Genomic DNA, 18,138 nt, shown 5'->3' with positions numbered 1-18,138 from the left:
GTTAATACTGTATATTAAGCATAGATTAACGATGTATAGGCAAAACAAACAGGAGGAAATGCCGATGAAGGTCAGCAAAGAAATGCTGAAGGGGAGCACGGGGACGATGATCCTCACTCTGCTGCTGGACAGGCCGCTGTATGGGTACGAGCTGATTAAGGAGCTGGAGCAGCGCTCGCAGGGAGTTTTTGCCCTGAAGGAGGGTACGCTCTACCCGATTCTCCATGCGATGGAGAGTGAACGCTGGGTGGAAGCGTATTGGATGGAGGTAGACGGACGCAGACGCAAGTATTACCGGCTACTGGATGAGGGCAGGCACAAGCTGCAGGAGAAGAAGGCGGAATGGGCACTGTTCAAGGGTGCCATGGATACCGTTCTGGGGGAGGGCAGCGGCTGATGGAACCAAATCAGAAGGTGTTAAACCGCTATTTGAATAAGGTGTGCGCCGAAGTAAAGGCTAAAGGAATGCACGATGAGATCCGGGAGGAGCTGAGCGGACATTTCGCCGACCTGATGACGGAGAGGCAGCAGCAGGGGGCATCCGAAGAAGAGGCGCAGCAGTATGCAATTGCACAATTGGGTGATCCGCAGGCCATCGGCCGGGATCTGCACCAGATTCACAAGCCCAGGATTCCCTGGGGGCTGCTGGCCGGTGTAATAATGTTGTCGGTGGTAAGTCTGCTGGGAATGGCAGCTGTGGAAGCGGGGTTTGGGGATTATTATAAGTTTCCTGATGCCCTTATGCTGCGGCAGGGTATGTTCATTGTTCTTGGGATCGCGGTAATGGCTATCATGTATTTTATCAATTTCAAGCAATTGCAGCGGGCTTCGGGGTGGATCTATGGCGGAGCGCTGCTGTTGATTGCCGTCGGTATGTGGTTTAATCCGAATATGGTAAACGGCACGAGGCGTTATGCTTTCATTCTGGGCTTCCCGTTCGATCTCATTGGATATAGTCCTTATCTCTTTATAGTCGGACTGGCAGGGCTCTTGAAAAGACCCGGGGTGCAGAATGCTTCAGGCAGCCGGATTAGAAACTGGAAGGAGGTAGGCTTGCTGCTGCTGCCTGCGGCCATCTATCTTGTCATACCTTCTTTTGCCGAACTGGTTGTATATCTGGCGGTTGCTTTACCATTATATGTGTGGATTACCCAGAGATGGGGCAGAGCGGTGGTTGTTGCCGCAAGCTGTGTATCTGGCCTTGCCCTCTATGTTTGGAGTGAAACGTATTTGCGCGACCGGTTCAACAGATACTTATTTATCAATGATGCGGAGAATGGCGTAGGTTTTCTTAACCGGATGATTCACAGCACCCTGACCTCCGCAGGCTGGGGAGGACAAGGTATTGTCGAGTTAGCAGAAGATAAGCGTTTGCCCTATCCGTATACAGATTTTTTCCCTGTGTACCTGGTTCAGAGCTTCGGCTGGGCTGGCGGCCTGCTGCTGCTTGTGCTGGTCTGCTGGTTTGTGCTCAGAATGTTATACTCTGCACGCACCGTAAGCGATACCTATGGACGGGCACTGATTCTGGCACTGGCTCTGATGCTCTCCATTCGTCTAATCTATGGCCTGACTATTCTCACCGGCAGAATGCCGCTGATCTCCATACCGTTCCCGTTTTTGAGTTACGGCCAGCATGTGTTCATTGAATTCGCGGCTCTCGGGCTGCTGATGGGGGTCTACAGGCGCAAAGATATGCTCCCAGCGGGTCAAGCTCCATCTTCGCTATAGACGCTCCCTGGGGCTGCACCGTATACTGGAAGGGTAAATATGGGATGAGGCCGGTGAGGGGTAAACATTGTGAATAAGCTGAGATATAGAGGCACAAGACTGGGATTACTGTTAGGCGCAATGATTGTAAGCGGGGCTGCACTTCTGGGCGTCATGGCAACGGCTGCAGCGGCACCCGTGACTCCTGAGACACCGTTTACACCAAGTACAGTTGTGAAGAAAAACAATCTCCCCGGCGGTTTTGTCTATCTGGATGAGGTTATTCCCTCGGCGCAATATGAGATCCGTTACTATAGTGAGAATAATTTTACCGGCACCAGAGTGGACGGATATAAGGCCCCGCTCGCGATCTTCTCGAAGACAGCCGCTGCTGCGCTGAAGAAGGTTAGCGAAGATCTGGAACAGAAAGGCTATATTCTGAGAGTCTATGACGCTTACCGTCCGCAGCAAGCCGTTAATCACTTCGTGCGCTGGTCACAAGACGCCGGTGATCTGAAGATGAAGGCGCAGTATTATCCGAAGCTGGACAAGCGGAATCTGTTCAAGCTGGGCTTCATCGCCAAGAAATCCGGGCATTCCCGGGGCAGCACGATCGACCTGACACTGGCTCAGAAGAGTACAGGCAAGCTGGTGGATATGGGCAGTCCTTATGATTTTTTTGGCGAAATCTCTTACTATAATACGAATCTCATCAGCAGCACCCAACATGCGAACCGGAAGCTGCTGAAGGATGCGATGGTGAAGCAGGGCTTCAAGCCGTACGCCAAGGAATGGTGGCATTTCACACTGATCAAGGAGCCTTACCCGAAGCAATATTTCAACTTCAAAGTGGAGTAGGGCTGTTCCAAAGCAGTATAGAACGGTTAATGGATAATGCAAGGTTAATCTCTGAAGCATGCGTGCATAATATTCGAATATAGGAAAGGTGGGATCGATTTGTTCAAAAGAATCGTAGCCGTATTCCTTAGTGTAATGTTATTTGCAGCAGGAGCAGGTGTATTGACCAGTAATAACGTTAGTGCTGCCGGAAGCTTGAGGATTATCGTGAACGGTCAGGAATTGCAGACGGGTGAGACATCGGCCTATACCAACGGACCGGACGTCATGCTCCCGCTGCGGGAGACGGTAGAGGCCCTCAAATATAAGGTCACCTTCAGTGGAGCTACCGGGACGTTCCTGCTGGAACGGTTCCAGGAGAGTGTTCAGTTCAGATTATCCGGTAAGGAGCTTGTGCTGGACGGCAAGAACAAAGTGCCGTTTACAGGCGGCTTTGAGTTAAAACAAAAAAAAGCGTACGCGCCGCTGTCTTTTTTTGCAGCGATCGGGTTGGTTACTTCTTATAATCCGGAAACCGCTCAGGTTGAAGTATACACACGGGAGGTAATGGCAAGTGCCGTAGCAGGTCTGCTGGCAGCTGGTAACTATCCGGCACTGAAGGAGCGGTATTACGCCAAGGACGCAGAACCCGCTGCTCTTCCGGCTCTCCAGCAGAGCTGGGAAGGGATTAACATGCTGGCGGGCAGTTACCGCGGAGTGAAATCGACCACCAGCACACAGCAGGATGGAGTAATCACGATTGTGAGTGTATTGTCCTTCACCAAAGCGGAGGCTGTACTGACTCTGGAACTGGGCGCTTCAGGCAAGCTCACCAAGCTAACCCTAACGCCGGTCCAGGCAGCCAGTGAAGTATTAGCCGGCCCGGCCCCATCCTAGATTCGCATATGACATAACTCTGCTCCCAAGGGAGAATTCCACGGCTTAAGTATAGCTGCAGGAATTCTCCCTTTAACTTTCTGTTGACAGAATGCCGGAAAGAGAGTAATTTTAAATTCGAATTAAACAATGTTTAAATCGTTGATTAGATCAATGATTAAGATTCTGTGACAGAGGAGGGCGACAAGCTGCATTATGGTTAAATTGGGCAACAAAGCTGATTCTTCAGATAAAGATACGAAGCAACTTATCCTCGATGCCACGGTTGCGCTGATCCGTGAGGACGGATTCCAATGCATTACCCTGCGCAGTATCGCGGCAAGAGCTGAGACCAATCTGGCCCTGGTGAACTACCACTATGGCTCCAAGGAGAAGCTGTTCGGCGATGCTGTGAAGCAGCTCGTGGCGACCTTTGACGATGCTTTTAAGGCACTGGAGGACACTTCGTTGCCGCCGAAGGAGCGCATGAAGCTGTTTTTTACCCGTTACATTATGAATCTTAGCCGTTATCCCGGGATGGCCCGGCAGATGCTGGACCAGAGACACCATATTATGGGCTCACACGATGAATATGCGAAATATTCCAAGCTGATGAGAATTGAACGGATTCTTGATGCACTTGCCGAGATTACCGGAGAGCAGGACCGTGACAAGCTGATGACGATGACGATGCAGATCTACGGGGCCATTGTATTTCCGGTGATTATGGTGAGCAGTCTCCCCAAGGAGCGTGAGGATCTTCAGCAGATCTTCAAGCTGGCCCCGCTGGAGGAGCAGATTGACGGGTTGTTTGAGCTGTATTTTCACAAGTATAACTAATCATGAATAGAGAAAAGAGTGGACAAGAGAATGTCAAAACCTATGAATCCAAGTAACACCGCCGCCGCAGAGGCGCCGTTCTCGCTGAGAGCTATAATTCCATCATTGCTGGCGATTATTGTCGGCATGATCATGGTTATTCTGGACAGCACCGCAGTCAATGTGGCCGTTCCGAATCTGGTGCAGTATTTCGATACGGACCTGAAGACTGTTCAATGGGCGATTACCGGCTACACGCTTGCGCTCGCTGCTGTAATTCCGCTGGCCGGCTATATGACCGACCGCTTCGGGTCCAAGCAGGTATTCCTAACGACCATTGCCATGTTCGTGCTTGGCTCTGTGTTATGCTCGGTAGCTCAGACTTCGGGGCAGCTTGTCTTGTTCCGAGTCATTCAAGGTCTTGGCGGCGGCATGGTCGCTCCGATCGGGATGGCGATGGTCTTCAGACTCGCTCCGGCAGAACGCAGAGGCTCGATCATGGGGATGCTCGGTATTCCAATGCTGCTGGCTCCGGCCCTTGGCCCGATCCTCGCAGGTTATCTGGTGGAGTATGTGAGCTGGCACTGGATTTTCCTGATTAACCTGCCTATCGGTATTGTAGGTATTATTCTTGGCCTTAAGTATTTGCCGGTGACCGAGAAAAAGGGAAGAGCCCACCTCGATATCCTCGGAATCATTCTGGCTCCGCTCGCGTTCTCGATGCTGGCTTATGGCGTCAATCAGGGCGGCGGCGAGAGCTGGACTTCAACCGGGGCTATCCTAGGCTTGTCGGTTGGCGGAGCCGCGTTGATCGTCTTTGTCATTGTTGAACTGCTGCAAAAGCATCCGCTGCTGGAGCTGCGCGTCTTCCGTTCCTCGGACTTTACGCGCGGGATTATTCTGTCCTGGGTCACACAGGCGGCATTGTTCGGCTCCATGCTGTTCGTTCCGCTATACCTCCAGCAGATCCGCAATTACACACCGCTGGAGACCGGGCTGATCCTGCTTCCGCAGGCGCTGGCTTCCGGAGTAGGGATGCCGCTGGGCGGCCGATTGTTCGACCGGATCGGAGCGCGTCCGCTAGTGTTCGTAGGTCTCAGTATTATATCGACGGCGCTGTTCCTGCTCTCAGGAGTTACAGTAGATACCAGTCTTCCTGTTATTATACTGTCTCTGGTCATGATGGGCCTGGGAATGGGTCTGTCGATGATGCCGGTCAACACCCATGTTCTGAACTCTGCGCCGCGTGAATGGGTGAACCGGGTTACCCCGCTTACCGCCGCTGCCCAGCAGGTTGTGGTATCGTTCGCTGTTGCCGGCATGACCGGGTACCTGACCAGCCAGATTGCGGTGCATATGGGTAAAATGACGGCAGGAAGCAATCCGCTTGCCGCTGCCGTACAGGGCTTCGGGGATGTCTTCTTCCTCTCGGGCTGCATCGCCGTGGCCGGAGTGGTCCTCAGTCTGATTCTGCGCCGTCCGAAGACAGCAGGCGCTGCACCTTCTCCTGAAGAACAGCAGACAGATGCCGCTATGATGATGGGGCATTAATCGGCCACAGCTGTTATAGGCGACACATGTTATAGACTAACAAAGAACGTCCCTGACTGCCGGTTGGCAGGGGGACGTTTTTTTGTGCTTTTTGAACGCTCAGGTGGCTGACTGCACACATTTGCTAAGCTATAAGTGCGCCCGCCGCTTCTTCAGCATCCTTGCCGGAGGAACCATATGCAGCTTGCCCAGCAGCTCAGAGGCCAGAATGCCCAGCAGCACAAGGGCGGCACCGGTGTAGCCCTGGAGCGAAAGCTGTTCGTGTACGAACAAGTAGCCGAAGAAGGCAGCGAATACCGGCTCAAGGGCGAAGATCAGACCGGTGCGGGTCGGTGTAGTATACTTCTGGGCAACCGGCTGCAGGATGAACCCGCAGGCGCTGCACAAGATCCCCAGAGCCAGAATCGCGATCCAGCCCGGGAGGGTGGACGGTAGCGAAGGCGTCTCGAAGATAGCAGATAGAATCAGGGCATAGCCCCCGGCGAAGCCGAGCTGCAGAATGCCGATATTCAGTGAGTCGCAGGTCTTAACCGCCCGGCTCGTCACGAGAATCTGCACCGCATAGAATACTGCTGACAGAATGCAGAGGAGATCACCGGGACGGATTTGCAGCGAGCCATTAAGCGTAAGCAACCCGATGCCGCTGATGGCGAGCACAGTGCCGAAGATTTGCGGGGGCGCGACTTTTTTTCTAAACACCAGAACCTCAAGCATAGGAACAAAGACAACGGTCAACGCAACCAGGAATCCGGCATTAGAGGTCGTGGTCGTCTTCAGCCCGAAGGTGATGCAGGTGAATACGCCAAGCAGCAGGAAGCCGAGCAAGGCTCCGTATTTCAAGGTTCTGGCATCCACACTGCGCAGCCGTTTGCGGAACAGCAGCCCCGCCAGGATGAACGCAAGCCCGAAGCGCAGTGCGATCAGATTGAATTCTCCCAGTGTACCCAGTCCCAGCTTCATGAACAGGTAGGAGGAGCCCCAGAACAGTGTTACTACAATGAGCATTAGCTCGGCCTTAAGCGGCTTCATTCAGTCATCATCCTTCTTTATTTCAAGTGAGTATAGTATAATACGCTCGAATACATAAGGTAACTGAATGTTTATCATAGGATACATGAGAAATTGTCATGCTAAGTGAGGGGGCTGGACATGAGTCTGATTAAGTACGAGGTGTTCTTGAAAGTGGTGGAGCTGGGCAGTCTTACGAAGGCAGCGGAGGCGCTGGGCTTTACCCAATCCGGCATCAGCCATACGATCAGCAGTCTGGAGCAGGAGTTCGGCTTCCCGCTGCTCGTGCGCAGCCGATCAGGCGTGAAGCTGACGGTGAACGGGGAGCAGGTGCTTCAGCCGATCCGGGAGATTCTGAACTGGAATGAGCAGCTTAAGCAGCAGGTAACGGATATTCACGGCCTGGAGACGGGGACGATCACGATCGGCACCTTCACCAGTGTCTCTGTGCATTGGCTGCCGGATATCATCAAGCAGTTCCGTGAGGAATATCCGTACATTGAGTTCAAGCTGATGGAGGGTGGTTATCTGGAGATTGAGCAGTGGATCGAGGCTGGGGTGGTTGATTGCGGCTTCCTCTCATTGCCTACAAGGGAGCGGTTCGAGGTCATTCCGCTGAAGCAGGACCGGATGCTGGCGATCCTTCCGCTCGGCCATCCGCTGAGTAAGGCCCCTTATATGCCGCTGGCCCAGATCGCCTACGAGGACTTCATCATTCCGAAGCCCGGCTCGGATTATGATGTGCAGCGTGTGCTGGAGAAGGCCGGAATTAAGCCGAACATCAAGTTCTCGGCGGGGGACGATTACGCCATTATTGCCATGGTGGAAAAAGGCCTGGGCATCAGCATCCTTCCAGAGCTGGTCACCCGGTTCCAGTATGAGCGTGTAGCCATGCTTGAGCTGGAGGAGCGGAGCTTCCGTTCCCTGGGCATCGCAGTCAACTCGATGAAATATGCTTCACCTGCCACGCGGCGATTCTTACAGCATGTGCAGCACTGGTCTTCCAGCCAAGGAACCATTTGACTTGCTGAAAAAGCGAAAAAAAGGCATGTTTTCAAAATAGAAAACATGCCTTTTTGCCAATACGTATCCGCGTATCATTCGCTTAATTTGCGCCCTTCATGGTCGAGAAACAACAGCTCGTAGTATTTTTTGGGACGCCCCTTACTGTTGTCCCTTTTTTCAAATACCGTTTGTACTTGTTTACTTTCCTCAATTTTGTTAAGAATTCGGTTTGCACCTTTAACGGTCATGGACAGGCACTGTGCAACATCCTCAGAGGATAGCTTATTGGTTCGCATGATTTCTGCATAAGATATGATTTTTTGCAAATTGATGTTGTTGATTCCGATGGTTTTGGCTAACGCAAGGATTTCCGGGTCCCCCTGCTCGGAGAACTGGATGACATTCATGCTCCGCATGGGGCCGGCAACCTTCTGATTCTCGTCTATAAAAAAGCTGCTGCTGCCCGTATAGGCTTCCGCCTGTCTGTGAGCCTTGGTGGCGTTGACGTTCGCTTGAAAATATTCATGCCCTGAGCCCCAGCCGATCTTTACCTTGCCCTGTATACGCTCCTCCAGATACTCCAGCAGGGAACAGTTATGAGCGTTAGAGGTGATCCTCATGAAATGGCCGAAGGTGGTGTACAGTCTGACATAGCCTTCTGAGATTTGGGCCGTGTCTGCCAGATTCACGCTGCGCAGAAAATTGCCGGTAAGGACTTTCAGCTCATGAAGCTCCTCTTCGGAGAAGTGCTGCTCATTTTGGACCGATAAGCACGCAACCACTGCCCTCTGGTTCTTAAGCTTAAGGATGGTAATTTCGTTGATGATCTCGCTGATGGTCTCTTTAACGCTCTCCAAAGTGGGCCGGATTAAGATATATTTGACGCCGTGCTTTTGGAGTTCCGGAACAAAGTGACCGAAAGCAGTAATGGACAGGTCTATTTTCTTATCTTCCCATAGCGTGATATGGTTCTCCAGCATGGTCTCCACCCGCTCCAGCAGATTTCCGCTGTTCACGGGCTTTCCTTCATGAGTCAGGTATTGCTGGAATTCGCTGAAAGATTCGATGATGTACGCATAATCCACATAGATCCGGGAGATATCAAGTCCAGGTTCTGTAACCAGCAACCGGAAAAGCTCCCTGTACAGCAGGTTCTCATCATCATGCAAAATGTGAACAGGTACCTTGTCATCCAGGCATTCCTTGTCAATGGCCTCGTAAAGCATCCTCCCGCTGATCACAAATCCATCCACTGAATCCAGGTTTTTGAGATAGATGTCCGTTGTTTCCCGGAAATTGCTGATGGTAAGGAAGCGGAACTGGCATAGGGGCCGCATTTCTTCTTCAATGGCGCGGAAATAATCCATATGGGACTCTGGCGTGATAATACCCAGCTTAATTTTCATAATAGATTCCTTTCATGAACAGTTCAATCAAAAGAGTTATATCACAATAAATGTGATATTACAATGTTCCGGCAGCCTCTGAAATAATGTTCTTAAAATGTCTTAATATCTCTTGACAGGGTATGAAAATGCCAGTACGATAAAAGTGTTCTTAAAAAGTCTTGAAATGATAAAGGGGGAATGGTCACTCTAATCTAACGTTCATTTAATTTATGTTTTGGGAGATGTTCATTGTGAGTGAAGAAGCTGAAGAATTAATGAGTATGGCTCATCAGCTGCAGGACAAAATGGTCATGTACAGGCATCACCTTCATGCGGTTCCAGAGCTTGATCTAAGTCTGCCCAAGACAACAGCCTACGTGAAAGAGGCGCTGGAATCGATGGGGCTTAAGCCCACTCTCGTCGGGGAATCTGGGCTAACAGTTACCATTGGCGGACAGCATGAAGGGAAGGTGGTTCTGATCCGTGCGGATATGGACGGGCTGCCGATTCAAGAAGAAACGGATTTGTCTTACGCATCGTTGAGCGGAAACATGCATGCTTGCGGTCATGACATGCACACTTCCATGCTGCTGGGAGCGGCGGAGATTCTGAAGGCGAGCGAACAGCAGCTTCGCGGGACAGTTAAGCTGATGTTCCAGCCGGGTGAAGAGACGCTGCACGGGGCACAGATGATGCTGGAAAATGGGATTCTCGACAATCCCAAGGTGGATGCAGCCATGATGCTTCACGTGTTGACCGGAATGCCGCTGCCTCTGGGACAATTTGTAGTACCTGAGGAAGGTGGAGCGATTTCAGCTTCGTCGGATTGGTTCGAAATCATCATCCGGGGGAGGGGCTCACATGGCGCTATGCCCGAGGCCGCAGTGGACCCTTTGAATGTGGCTGCTCATCTTCATCTGGCACTGCAGGGTATCCTTAGCCGGGAAATCTCGCCGATTGAACATGCAGTCCTTACCATTGGCGTGATGGAAGGCGGAACTACGAACAACGTGATTCCCGATACGGCCAGATTGAAGGGCAGTGTACGCACCTTTAACGCCGCTTTGCGGGATAAAGTGGAAGCCCGTATCCGCGCAATTACCGCAGGGATCGGAGAAACTTTTCAGGCCAAGGTGGAAGTGATCTATACGCGGGGTTGTCCTGAGGTGAAGACGGATGGCGGACTTAATGAGCAAATGAGGGCTTCAATTGAAAATACCTTTGGCGCCGGCTCCTATATTGGTATCACTGAGCTGGTACCCGGCGGCAAATTAATGGGCTCGGAAGACTTCGCATTTGTCTCACAGGCGGTGCCAAGTACCACGGTGTTTCTTAACGCAGGCAATGCCGAAGAAGGGTATATTTACCCTGTACACCATCCTAAGACGATGTTCTCGGATGAGGTGCTTCATAGAGGGGCTGCGGCTTATGCAGCTTTTGCCAGAGACTGGCTTGAAAGCAACAGTTAAGCTCTAAACCAAACTTAGGAGGAATTACAATGACAGAGAGACGTATGATTGGACCCACCAAATTCGAAGAGTACTCGGAGAAATACAAGGAATTCCTGTTAATGACCCGCCGTGACGGAATCCTTGAAGTGCGTCTTCACACGGGTGGAGATTCGTACACGCACAATTGGGAAGCTCATACCGCCTGGTCTCATGCCTGGTCAGATATTGGCCGTGACCCTGAGAACGAAGTCATGATTATTACGGGAACCGGGGATAAATGGCTGATTGGCGACCCTGAGGTCTGGAATACGAAATTCATGGACTGGCCGAAGCAAAAGAAGCTCGAACAGTATCATGAATCGCTGAGACTGCTTGAAAATCTGATCTTCTGCATTGACATTCCGACCATCGGGGCGGTAAACGGTCCGGGAACGCACTGTGAGCTTGCAACGCTCTGCGATATTACCATTTGTACGGAAGACGCGGACTTTTTCGATCCGCATTATCTGGGAGGCACGCCTCCGGGAGATGGAATGCTGCTCACACTGCAGAGCATGATCGGGTTCAAGAAAGCAGCCTATTACGCCTACACCGGCAAGAATATCAATGGTCAGACCGCACTGGATCTGGGTATCGTTAGTGAAGTCCTGCCCCGCGAAAAGCTTCTTCCGCGCGCTTGGGAGCTGGCGGAGATGATCATGCAGGCACCGCGTTCAACAAGACATCTGTCTCACTCCATTATCTCCCGGCCATGGAAGCAGGCTCTGGTCGCCGATCAGGGATTCCAGCTTGCCCACCAGATGTACGATATGGCCATTGATGAAGAAGGAGCGCTGGAGCGGCTGAAGAAAATGCAAGGACGCCTGATGGGCAACGATGTTCAATAGAAAGATGACGGGACCTACCTGGCTCGAAGAGTACTCGGAGAAGTACAAGGACTTATTCCTCATGACCCGCCGCGGCGGTATCCTCGAAGTGCGCATGCACACTGACGGGGGACCGTTACAATTCGACTGGCCGGTCCAAGCCGCATATGGTCATGTATGGTCAGATATTGGCCGTGATCCTGAGAATGAGGTCATGATTCTTACAGGGACAGGAGAGCTGTGGCAGACCGGCACTCCTGAAGTCTGGAATACGAAATTCATGGATTGGCCGAATCGCCGGAAGCTGGAAATGTACCATGAATCACTCCGGATGATTGAAAATATGGTTCATTGCATCGACATCCCCACGATTGGGGCGATCAATGGCACAGGCGCACACTGGCAGCTGGGAACACTTTGTGATATTACCATATGTACGGAAGACACGGCCGTTTTCGATGCCCATTATCTGGGCGGTGTTCCGCCCGGAGATGGAATCGTCCTGGCACTTCAAAGGATACTTGGAACCAAGAAAGCGGCATACTATGCATACACGGGGATGAACATTACTGCAGAGGAGGCACTAGACCTCGGTCTGGTCAGTGAGGTATTGCCTCGTGAACAGCTTCTTCCACGGGCATGGGAGCTGGCAGAGCTGATCATGCAGGCCCCCCGCTCTACAAGGCATCTTACGCATTCGATTGTGGCGCACCCGTGGAAACAAGCTTTGGCAGAGAATCAAGGTCTTCAGCTTACTCACCAATTGGTTGACATGGCGATTGATGAAGAGGGGATTCATGAGCGGCTGATGAAGCTTAAGGAACGTTTTCAGAGGAATGACAACTGAGAAGGGATAAGGGTGCTATGAGATCGTTGACTGAGCTATTTAAGATTGGCAGCGGACCGTCCAGCTCCCATACCATGGGACCGGAGAAAGCGGCCGGAATCTTCAAAGCAGAAAATGAAGACGCAGACCAGTTCAAGGCACGGATCTATGGTTCCCTTGCCAAAACAGGCAAAGGCCATATGACGGACAAGGCTATTATTCGGGCACTCTATCCCGTCCGGACGGAGGTTCAATTTGTTACGCAGCCTGACTTTGATTTGCCTCATCCCAATACAATGGATTTGTTCGCTTACAAAGACGGTCAGCAAACAGCCACCATGCGTGTTGCCAGTATCGGCGGCGGGGAGATCGTGATTGATGGGCGGGAGGAGACGCGGGGACCTGATGTCTACCCGGAGAACAGCTTTGCCGAGATCAGTGTCTATTGTAAAGCGAAGCATATCCGCCTAAGCGATTATGTCGAGCAGCGTGAAGGCCTACAGATCTGGGAGTTCCTCCAAGGCATCTGGGAAGCGATGAAGCGGTCGATCGACGAAGGACTGTCTGTCACAGGTATTCTGGAGGGCGGCCTGAATGTCGAGCGCAAGGCGAAATATCTGTATCATCAGGGGACTGTGGATGAGAGCCCGGAGACGCGGGAGAACCGGATCGTCAGCGCGTACGCTTTTGCCGTCAATGAACAGAATGCGGCTGCCGGTACAGTCGTAACGGCTCCAACCTGCGGGGCCTGCGGTGTTGTACCCGCCTCGCTCCGTTATATGCAGGAGAAGCTGCTGGTCCCGGACGAACGGATTCTCCGGGCGCTGGCCGTCGGCGGGCTCATTGGCAATCTGGTCAAGCAGAACGCCTCGATCAGCGGCGCTCAGTGCGGCTGCCAGGCGGAGGTGGGCACGGCTTGCTCTATGGCAGCGGCTGCACTGGCTGAACTGTCCGGGATGGAGATCGACCAGATTGAGTATGCGGCGGAGGTGGCCATGGAGCACCACTTGGGGTTAACCTGTGATCCGATTAACGGACTGGTTCAGATCCCTTGCATTGAGCGGAATGCGGTCGGTGCGATGCGGGCGATCAATGCGTTGAGCCTGGCCAAGTTCTTGTCCGGTACCCGTAAAATATCTTTTGATCTGGTTGTACAGACCATGTACGAAACTGGCCTGGATATGAACAGCAGGTACCGTGAAACTTCGGAAGGCGGGCTTGCTAAGTTCTACAACATGGGCAGTTAACTGATAATGATATCGCTATATATGAGGAACGTCCCTTGCTGCCGGTTGGCAATAGGGGCGTTTTTAATTGTGGTTATGTAAGCCAGATCTAAACGTCCGGGAAGAAGGGATTTGACTTAAGCGCGGCCTGAATGAGAAAATGTATGCGTGTACATCGAGTAGTCTATTCAGTGAGGAGGCACCAAATGAAACAGCTACGCATTGGAATGATAGGTTATAAATTCATGGGCAAGGCCCACAGCAACGCTTACCGCAGTCTGCCGATGTTCTTCCCCAAGGCAGTTAAGCCGCATATGTCGGTCATCTGCGGACGTAATGAGGAAGCGGTTACAGAGGCTGCAGCACAGCTTGGCTGGTCGGAGAGTGTGACTGACTGGAAAGAGCTGATCGCACGCAGCGATATTGATCTGGTCGATATTAATGCGCCAAGCAATGCCCATAAAGAGATTGCCCTGGCGGCTGCGGCAGCAGGCAAGCATATCTTCTGCGAGAAGCCGCTGGCGCTGAATCTGGAGGATTCCCGCGAGATGCTGGAGGCTGCTGAAAAGGCCGGAATTGCGCATATGATTGGCTTCAACTACCGTTTCTCCCCGGCGGTGCGGCTGGCGAAGCGTCTGATCGAGAGCGGCCGGCTGGGCACAATCTATCACTTCCGCGCGTGGTTCCTGCAGGACTGGATTCTGGACCCTGAGTTCCCGCTGGTCTGGAGGTTGCAGAAGGAGATTGCAGGCTCGGGATCGCATGGTGATCTGGGGGCGCATCTGATTGACCTGGCCCATTTCCTTGTAGGGGATGTGGAGGAGGTTATCGGGATGAGCGAGACTTTCGTGAAGGAGCGGCCGCTGGCAACGGAGATGACGGGGCTGAGTGCCAAGGCTGGCAAGGATGCCCCCCGTGGCCCGGTAACCGTGGACGATGCAACGCTGTTCCTGGCCCGCTTCAGCAGCGGCGCGCTGGGCAGCTTCGAGGCGACACGCTTCGCGGCAGGACACCGGTCGACCAATTCCTTCGAGATCAACGGCAGCTTGGGCAGTGTGAAGTTCGACTTCGAGCGGATGAATGAGCTGGAGGTCTACCTGACCTCGGACGACGAGGATGTGCAGGGATTCCGCCGGGTACTAGCCACCGATCCGTCCCATGACTATGCGGAGGCCTGGTGGCCGCCGGGCCACACCATCGGATTCGAGCATACCTTCATCCATGAGATGCTGGAGCTGTCGAATGCCATTGAGGAAGGCCGTCAGCCGGAGCCGAACTTCAATGATGGCGTGAAATGCCAGGCAGTGCTTGAAGCGGTTGAGCGTTCGATTGAGCAGCGGCGCTGGGTTCCGATATCAGAAATGTAAGGGAAGACAGGGAAACACCGCCGGCCGCTTGATGGCCTGCGGTGTTTTTTTGAATGTCAGGGGGCGAGGGGGCGTTAGCCGGATGTGTGTGAAAAACCGAACACAATTGGACTGTGAGTGGCGTGCGGGCCAAATGTAGCCGGAAAACCGACCACAATTGGACTGTGCGCGCCACGTAAGCCAGATGGTTGGCCGGAGCACCCACTTGGATTTACTCTTGTTTCCGTGCCTGGGAAGGGGTTAGACCCTTGTACTGCTTGTACAGCTTGGTGAAGTAATTCGGATTGTCGCAGCCGACCCGGCCTGAGATCTCGGTAATCGTCAGATTGGTCTCCAGCAACAGCCGCTGCGCCTCATCCATTCTGCAGAAATTCACATAGTCGATGAACGTCCGCCCGGTGAGCTTTTTGAAGGTTTTGCAGAAATGAAAAGGGTTCAGATTCACGAACCTGGCAGCAGCCTCAATCGACATCTTCTGATCTGTGTGGTTCTCCAGGTGTTCCAGCAGCGGCTTGAAGCGCTCCCGGTGGATTGAATGGCGTTCGCTGTGCTCCCGCTCGCTGCGCTGCCGGGCCGGGAAGGCCCGGGACATCAGGGTGAAGAACAGGTGCAGCTGATTCTTTACCACAAGCTGAAAAGCCGGCTGCTTCGCCTCCACTTCGGCAATCACCCGCTCCAGCAAATGATAATACGCGGCGCATTCAGGCTGCTGGGCGGCAGGCATAACCGGGAACTGATTCAGATTATTGAGGTACGGAGCTACAAATTGCTCATGCTGGGAATCCTGGTTCCGGTCCTTGAACAGCGAGGCATGGAATACAATCGAGACATACGACAGGTCACCGCTGCACTGGCTATAGCCGACATGAAGCCCGCCAGACGGCACCATCAGGACATCCCCCGGACCGGCCTCATATGGCTTGCTGTCCACATGAAAAATGGCCTGACCTTCGCGCATAATAATGATCTCGAAATGCTCATGCCAATGCAGAAACAGGATGTTCTGTTCAGGCGATACCTCCCGGCAGGTGTTGAAGAATAGACGGAACGGATACGTTTTCTCTTCCAGCCTTGGATATTCCTTAAGTTCCTTCGGATAGGTCATGCTTGTTTCAACTCCCGCAAGATTCAGCTAGTTTAGCACAAGATAAGTAGAGATTTTGCCCAATATGAGCGATATACTAGGAATGTTGCATTAACTATAAACCAATATTGGAGTGGCATACAAGATGCAAGATACATTAAGAATCGGAACACTGGTTGGAGGCGGGGATGCGCTCAGAGTCATTCCGCAGATTATAGGGCATGGATTCGAATCCTTCAGCTTAACTTTCTGGCAGACTACAGGGACTACTGATTTGGCAGAAACAGCGGCACGGGTGCGTGAACTGGCTGCAGAGCATGATTTCACAATTTCTTCAGTCGGCATATTTGGGAATCCGCTTACAGGGACAGGCGATAATTCAGATACGCTAGCCAGCTGGGAACGGCTGATCGACCATGCCCATTTGTTCGGGACGGACCTGGTCTCCGGCTTCACCGGACGTCTGCCCGGCGTATCTATAGATGAGTCGATTCCGAAGTTCGCTGAGGTGTTCGGTGAGCTGTCGAAGCGGGCGGCGGAGCGCGGAGTCAAGATCGCGTTTGAGAATTGCTCGATGGATGGGAACTGGCAGGCAGGGGACTGGAATATTGCGCATAACCCTACAGCCTGGGAGAAAATGTTCAACGCGGTCAATGCCGATAATCTCGGCCTGGAATGGGAGCCCTGCCACCAGATGGTGCAGCTGATTGACCCGATCCCGCAGCTGCGCAAATGGACGGACAAGATCTTCCATGTCCACGGCAAAGACGCAACTATCGCTTGGGATATTATTAAGGAATACGGAATCCACGGGCCTAAGCCGTATGTATGGCACCGGACGCCGGGCTTCGGGGATACGAACTGGACAGATGTGATCTCGATTCTCCGTCAAGCTGGATACAAGGGCACGATTGATATTGAAGGCTGGCATGACCCTGTCTATCGTGACGATCTGGAGATGACCGGTCAGGTTCATGCACTGAATTATCTCAAAACCTGCCGGGGCGGCAGCTTCATCCCGAACCCGGTGTAACTGGAGGAAAGAGTGATGACAGCAGGACATCGTGTGGTTGTGGCGGGCTGCGGGGCAATGGCTAATGAGTGGATCACCTATGCACTGAAGCATACTGATGAAATAGAGATTGTAGCGCTCGTGGATATCCGGCGGGAGTCCGCTCAGGCCATGGCAGAGAAGCACGGGCTTACTTGTCCGGTATTTACTGATGTGGAACAGGCGATTGCCGATAAAGCGGCTAATCTGGTATTTGATGTGACGGTGCCGGCCAGCCATTACAATATTGCCAGCAGTGCGCTTGAGGCTGGTTGCCATGTGTTCGCGGAAAAGCCGCTGGCGGAGATGATGGAGCAGTGCAATTCGATCGTTAGCATCGCTGAACGTACCGGCAGGAGCCATGCGGTGATGCAGAACCGCCGGTATGATCCGCGAATCCGCTCTTTGCGGGAGCTGATCGCTTCAGGGGCTATAGGGCGGACAGGCTCAATCAGCGCGAATTTCTTTCTGGCTCCGCATTTCGGCGGCTTCCGGGATGCGATGGACAGCCCTTTGCTGCTGGATATGGCGATCCACACCTTCGATCAGGCCCGCTATATCAGCGGCGCTAATCCGGTAAGTGTGTATTGCCAGGAGTTCAATCCGCCGGGATCGTGGTATGCAGGGAATGCGGCGGCGGTCTGTATTTTTGAAATGTCGGACGGCTCCGTGTTCTGCTATCAAGGCTCCTGGTGTGCGGAAGGCGCGCCTACGTCCTGGGAAGCTTCTTGGCGGGTTCAAGGTGAAAAGGGCGCTGCGATCTGGGATGGCCGGGATCAGCCTTATGCCGAGGTGATTAGTGCCGGGAGTGAACACTCCGGCCAGTTCCTCCATGAATTCGAGCGGGTGGAAGCGCCGGAGGTACAGATGGAGGAGACCTTCCATCAGGGCTGTCTCGATGAAATGTTCCGTTCGCTGGCCGAGGGCCGTCCGGCCGAGACGGATTGCCGCGATAACCGCTACAGCATGGCCATGGTGCTGGGCGCTCTGGAGAGTGCGCGGACTGGCCGCAAGCTTAGTATTGCCGAATTCATAGAGGGCGCTGAGCTGGCGGGGAGTAAGGGGTAGGGGAT

At 52.9% G+C, this 18,138-nt stretch carries 17 protein-coding genes; 14 read left to right on the top strand and 3 right to left on the bottom strand.

Annotated features, from left to right (window positions below):
- Positions 1-64 precede the first annotated feature (64 nt).
- From C173_RS22595 to C173_RS22570, 6 genes are all read left to right on the top strand, one after another.
- The gene (locus tag C173_RS22595) at positions 65-397 is read left to right on the top strand and encodes a PadR family transcriptional regulator (RefSeq protein ID WP_036728783.1); all 333 of its coding nucleotides are present in this window, start codon (positions 65-67) and stop codon (positions 395-397) included.
- The gene (locus C173_RS22590) at positions 397-1,731 is read left to right on the top strand and encodes an FtsW/RodA/SpoVE family cell cycle protein (protein ID WP_036728780.1); all 1,335 of its coding nucleotides are present in this window, start codon (positions 397-399) and stop codon (positions 1,729-1,731) included. The genes C173_RS22595 and C173_RS22590 overlap by 1 nt, the downstream gene beginning before the upstream one ends.
- A gap of 69 nt (positions 1,732-1,800) precedes the next feature.
- On the top strand, positions 1,801-2,568 hold the full coding sequence (locus C173_RS22585; RefSeq protein ID WP_200869582.1) for a M15 family metallopeptidase: 768 nt from the start codon (positions 1,801-1,803) through the stop codon (positions 2,566-2,568).
- 99 nt (positions 2,569-2,667) lie between these two features.
- A complete protein-coding gene (locus C173_RS22580) occupies positions 2,668-3,444 on the top strand; it encodes a stalk domain-containing protein (RefSeq protein WP_036728778.1) in 777 nt (258 codons plus the stop codon).
- 195 nt (positions 3,445-3,639) lie between these two features.
- Positions 3,640-4,263: a TetR/AcrR family transcriptional regulator gene (locus C173_RS22575; RefSeq protein ID WP_036728776.1), complete on the top strand. Its 624-nt coding sequence runs from the start codon at positions 3,640-3,642 to the stop codon at positions 4,261-4,263.
- 42 nt (positions 4,264-4,305) lie between these two features.
- Positions 4,306-5,793, top strand: a complete 1,488-nt coding sequence (locus C173_RS22570; RefSeq protein ID WP_036728772.1) for a DHA2 family efflux MFS transporter permease subunit — start codon at positions 4,306-4,308, stop codon at positions 5,791-5,793.
- Between the two features lie 129 nt (positions 5,794-5,922).
- Here C173_RS22570 and C173_RS22565 read toward each other — a convergent pair whose 3' ends face one another.
- Positions 5,923-6,822 (bottom strand): DMT family transporter, encoded by a 900-nt coding sequence (locus C173_RS22565; RefSeq protein WP_036728770.1) that lies wholly within the window; start codon positions 6,820-6,822, stop codon positions 5,923-5,925.
- A 120-nt stretch (positions 6,823-6,942) separates the two neighbouring features.
- Between C173_RS22565 and C173_RS22560 the strand changes: the two genes are divergently transcribed.
- A complete protein-coding gene (locus C173_RS22560) occupies positions 6,943-7,824 on the top strand; it encodes a LysR family transcriptional regulator (RefSeq protein ID WP_036728767.1) in 882 nt (293 codons plus the stop codon).
- 74 nt (positions 7,825-7,898) lie between these two features.
- Here the strand turns inward: C173_RS22560 and C173_RS22555 are convergent, their stop codons facing one another.
- The gene (locus tag C173_RS22555; protein ID WP_036728764.1) at positions 7,899-9,212 is read right to left on the bottom strand and encodes a hypothetical protein; all 1,314 of its coding nucleotides are present in this window, start codon (positions 9,210-9,212) and stop codon (positions 7,899-7,901) included.
- A 224-nt stretch (positions 9,213-9,436) separates the two neighbouring features.
- On the opposite strand from C173_RS22555, the gene C173_RS22550 reads away from it, so the two are divergent.
- From C173_RS22550 to C173_RS22530, 5 genes are all read left to right on the top strand, one after another.
- On the top strand, positions 9,437-10,663 hold the full coding sequence (locus C173_RS22550) for a M20 metallopeptidase family protein (RefSeq protein ID WP_036730052.1): 1,227 nt from the start codon (positions 9,437-9,439) through the stop codon (positions 10,661-10,663).
- A gap of 29 nt (positions 10,664-10,692) precedes the next feature.
- Positions 10,693-11,532 carry an enoyl-CoA hydratase/isomerase family protein gene (locus C173_RS22545; RefSeq protein ID WP_036728762.1) on the top strand — a complete coding sequence of 280 codons (840 nt, stop codon included), beginning with the start codon at positions 10,693-10,695 and terminating at the stop codon, positions 11,530-11,532.
- On the top strand, positions 11,522-12,358 hold the full coding sequence (locus C173_RS22540) for an enoyl-CoA hydratase/isomerase family protein (protein WP_036728760.1): 837 nt from the start codon (positions 11,522-11,524) through the stop codon (positions 12,356-12,358). Before C173_RS22545 ends, C173_RS22540 begins: the two co-directional genes overlap by 11 nt.
- Before the next feature lie 17 nt (positions 12,359-12,375).
- Entirely contained in the window at positions 12,376-13,584 is a 1,209-nt protein-coding gene (locus C173_RS22535) for an L-serine ammonia-lyase, iron-sulfur-dependent, subunit alpha (RefSeq protein ID WP_036728757.1), read from the top strand.
- 185 nt (positions 13,585-13,769) lie between these two features.
- Positions 13,770-14,930, top strand: coding sequence for a Gfo/Idh/MocA family protein (locus C173_RS22530; RefSeq protein ID WP_036728754.1), 1,161 nt, complete (start codon positions 13,770-13,772; stop codon positions 14,928-14,930).
- Between the two features lie 211 nt (positions 14,931-15,141).
- Here C173_RS22530 and C173_RS22525 read toward each other — a convergent pair whose 3' ends face one another.
- Positions 15,142-16,035 (bottom strand): helix-turn-helix transcriptional regulator, encoded by an 894-nt coding sequence (locus tag C173_RS22525; RefSeq protein ID WP_036728750.1) that lies wholly within the window; start codon positions 16,033-16,035, stop codon positions 15,142-15,144.
- Positions 16,036-16,159: 124 nt separating this feature from the next.
- On the opposite strand from C173_RS22525, the gene C173_RS22520 reads away from it, so the two are divergent.
- Complete coding sequence (locus C173_RS22520; RefSeq protein ID WP_036728747.1) at positions 16,160-17,047, top strand: sugar phosphate isomerase/epimerase family protein; 888 nt, start codon at positions 16,160-16,162, stop codon at positions 17,045-17,047.
- A gap of 15 nt (positions 17,048-17,062) precedes the next feature.
- Positions 17,063-18,133 carry a Gfo/Idh/MocA family protein gene (locus tag C173_RS22515; protein ID WP_036728745.1) on the top strand — a complete coding sequence of 357 codons (1,071 nt, stop codon included), beginning with the start codon at positions 17,063-17,065 and terminating at the stop codon, positions 18,131-18,133.
- The last annotated feature ends 5 nt before the right edge of the window (positions 18,134-18,138 follow it).

This window comes from Paenibacillus sp. FSL R7-277 (assembly GCF_000517965.1).
GTDB classification, from domain to species: Bacteria; Bacillota; Bacilli; order Paenibacillales; family Paenibacillaceae; genus Paenibacillus_AQ; species Paenibacillus_AQ silagei.
This window is presented reverse-complemented; position numbering and strand designations above follow the sequence as displayed.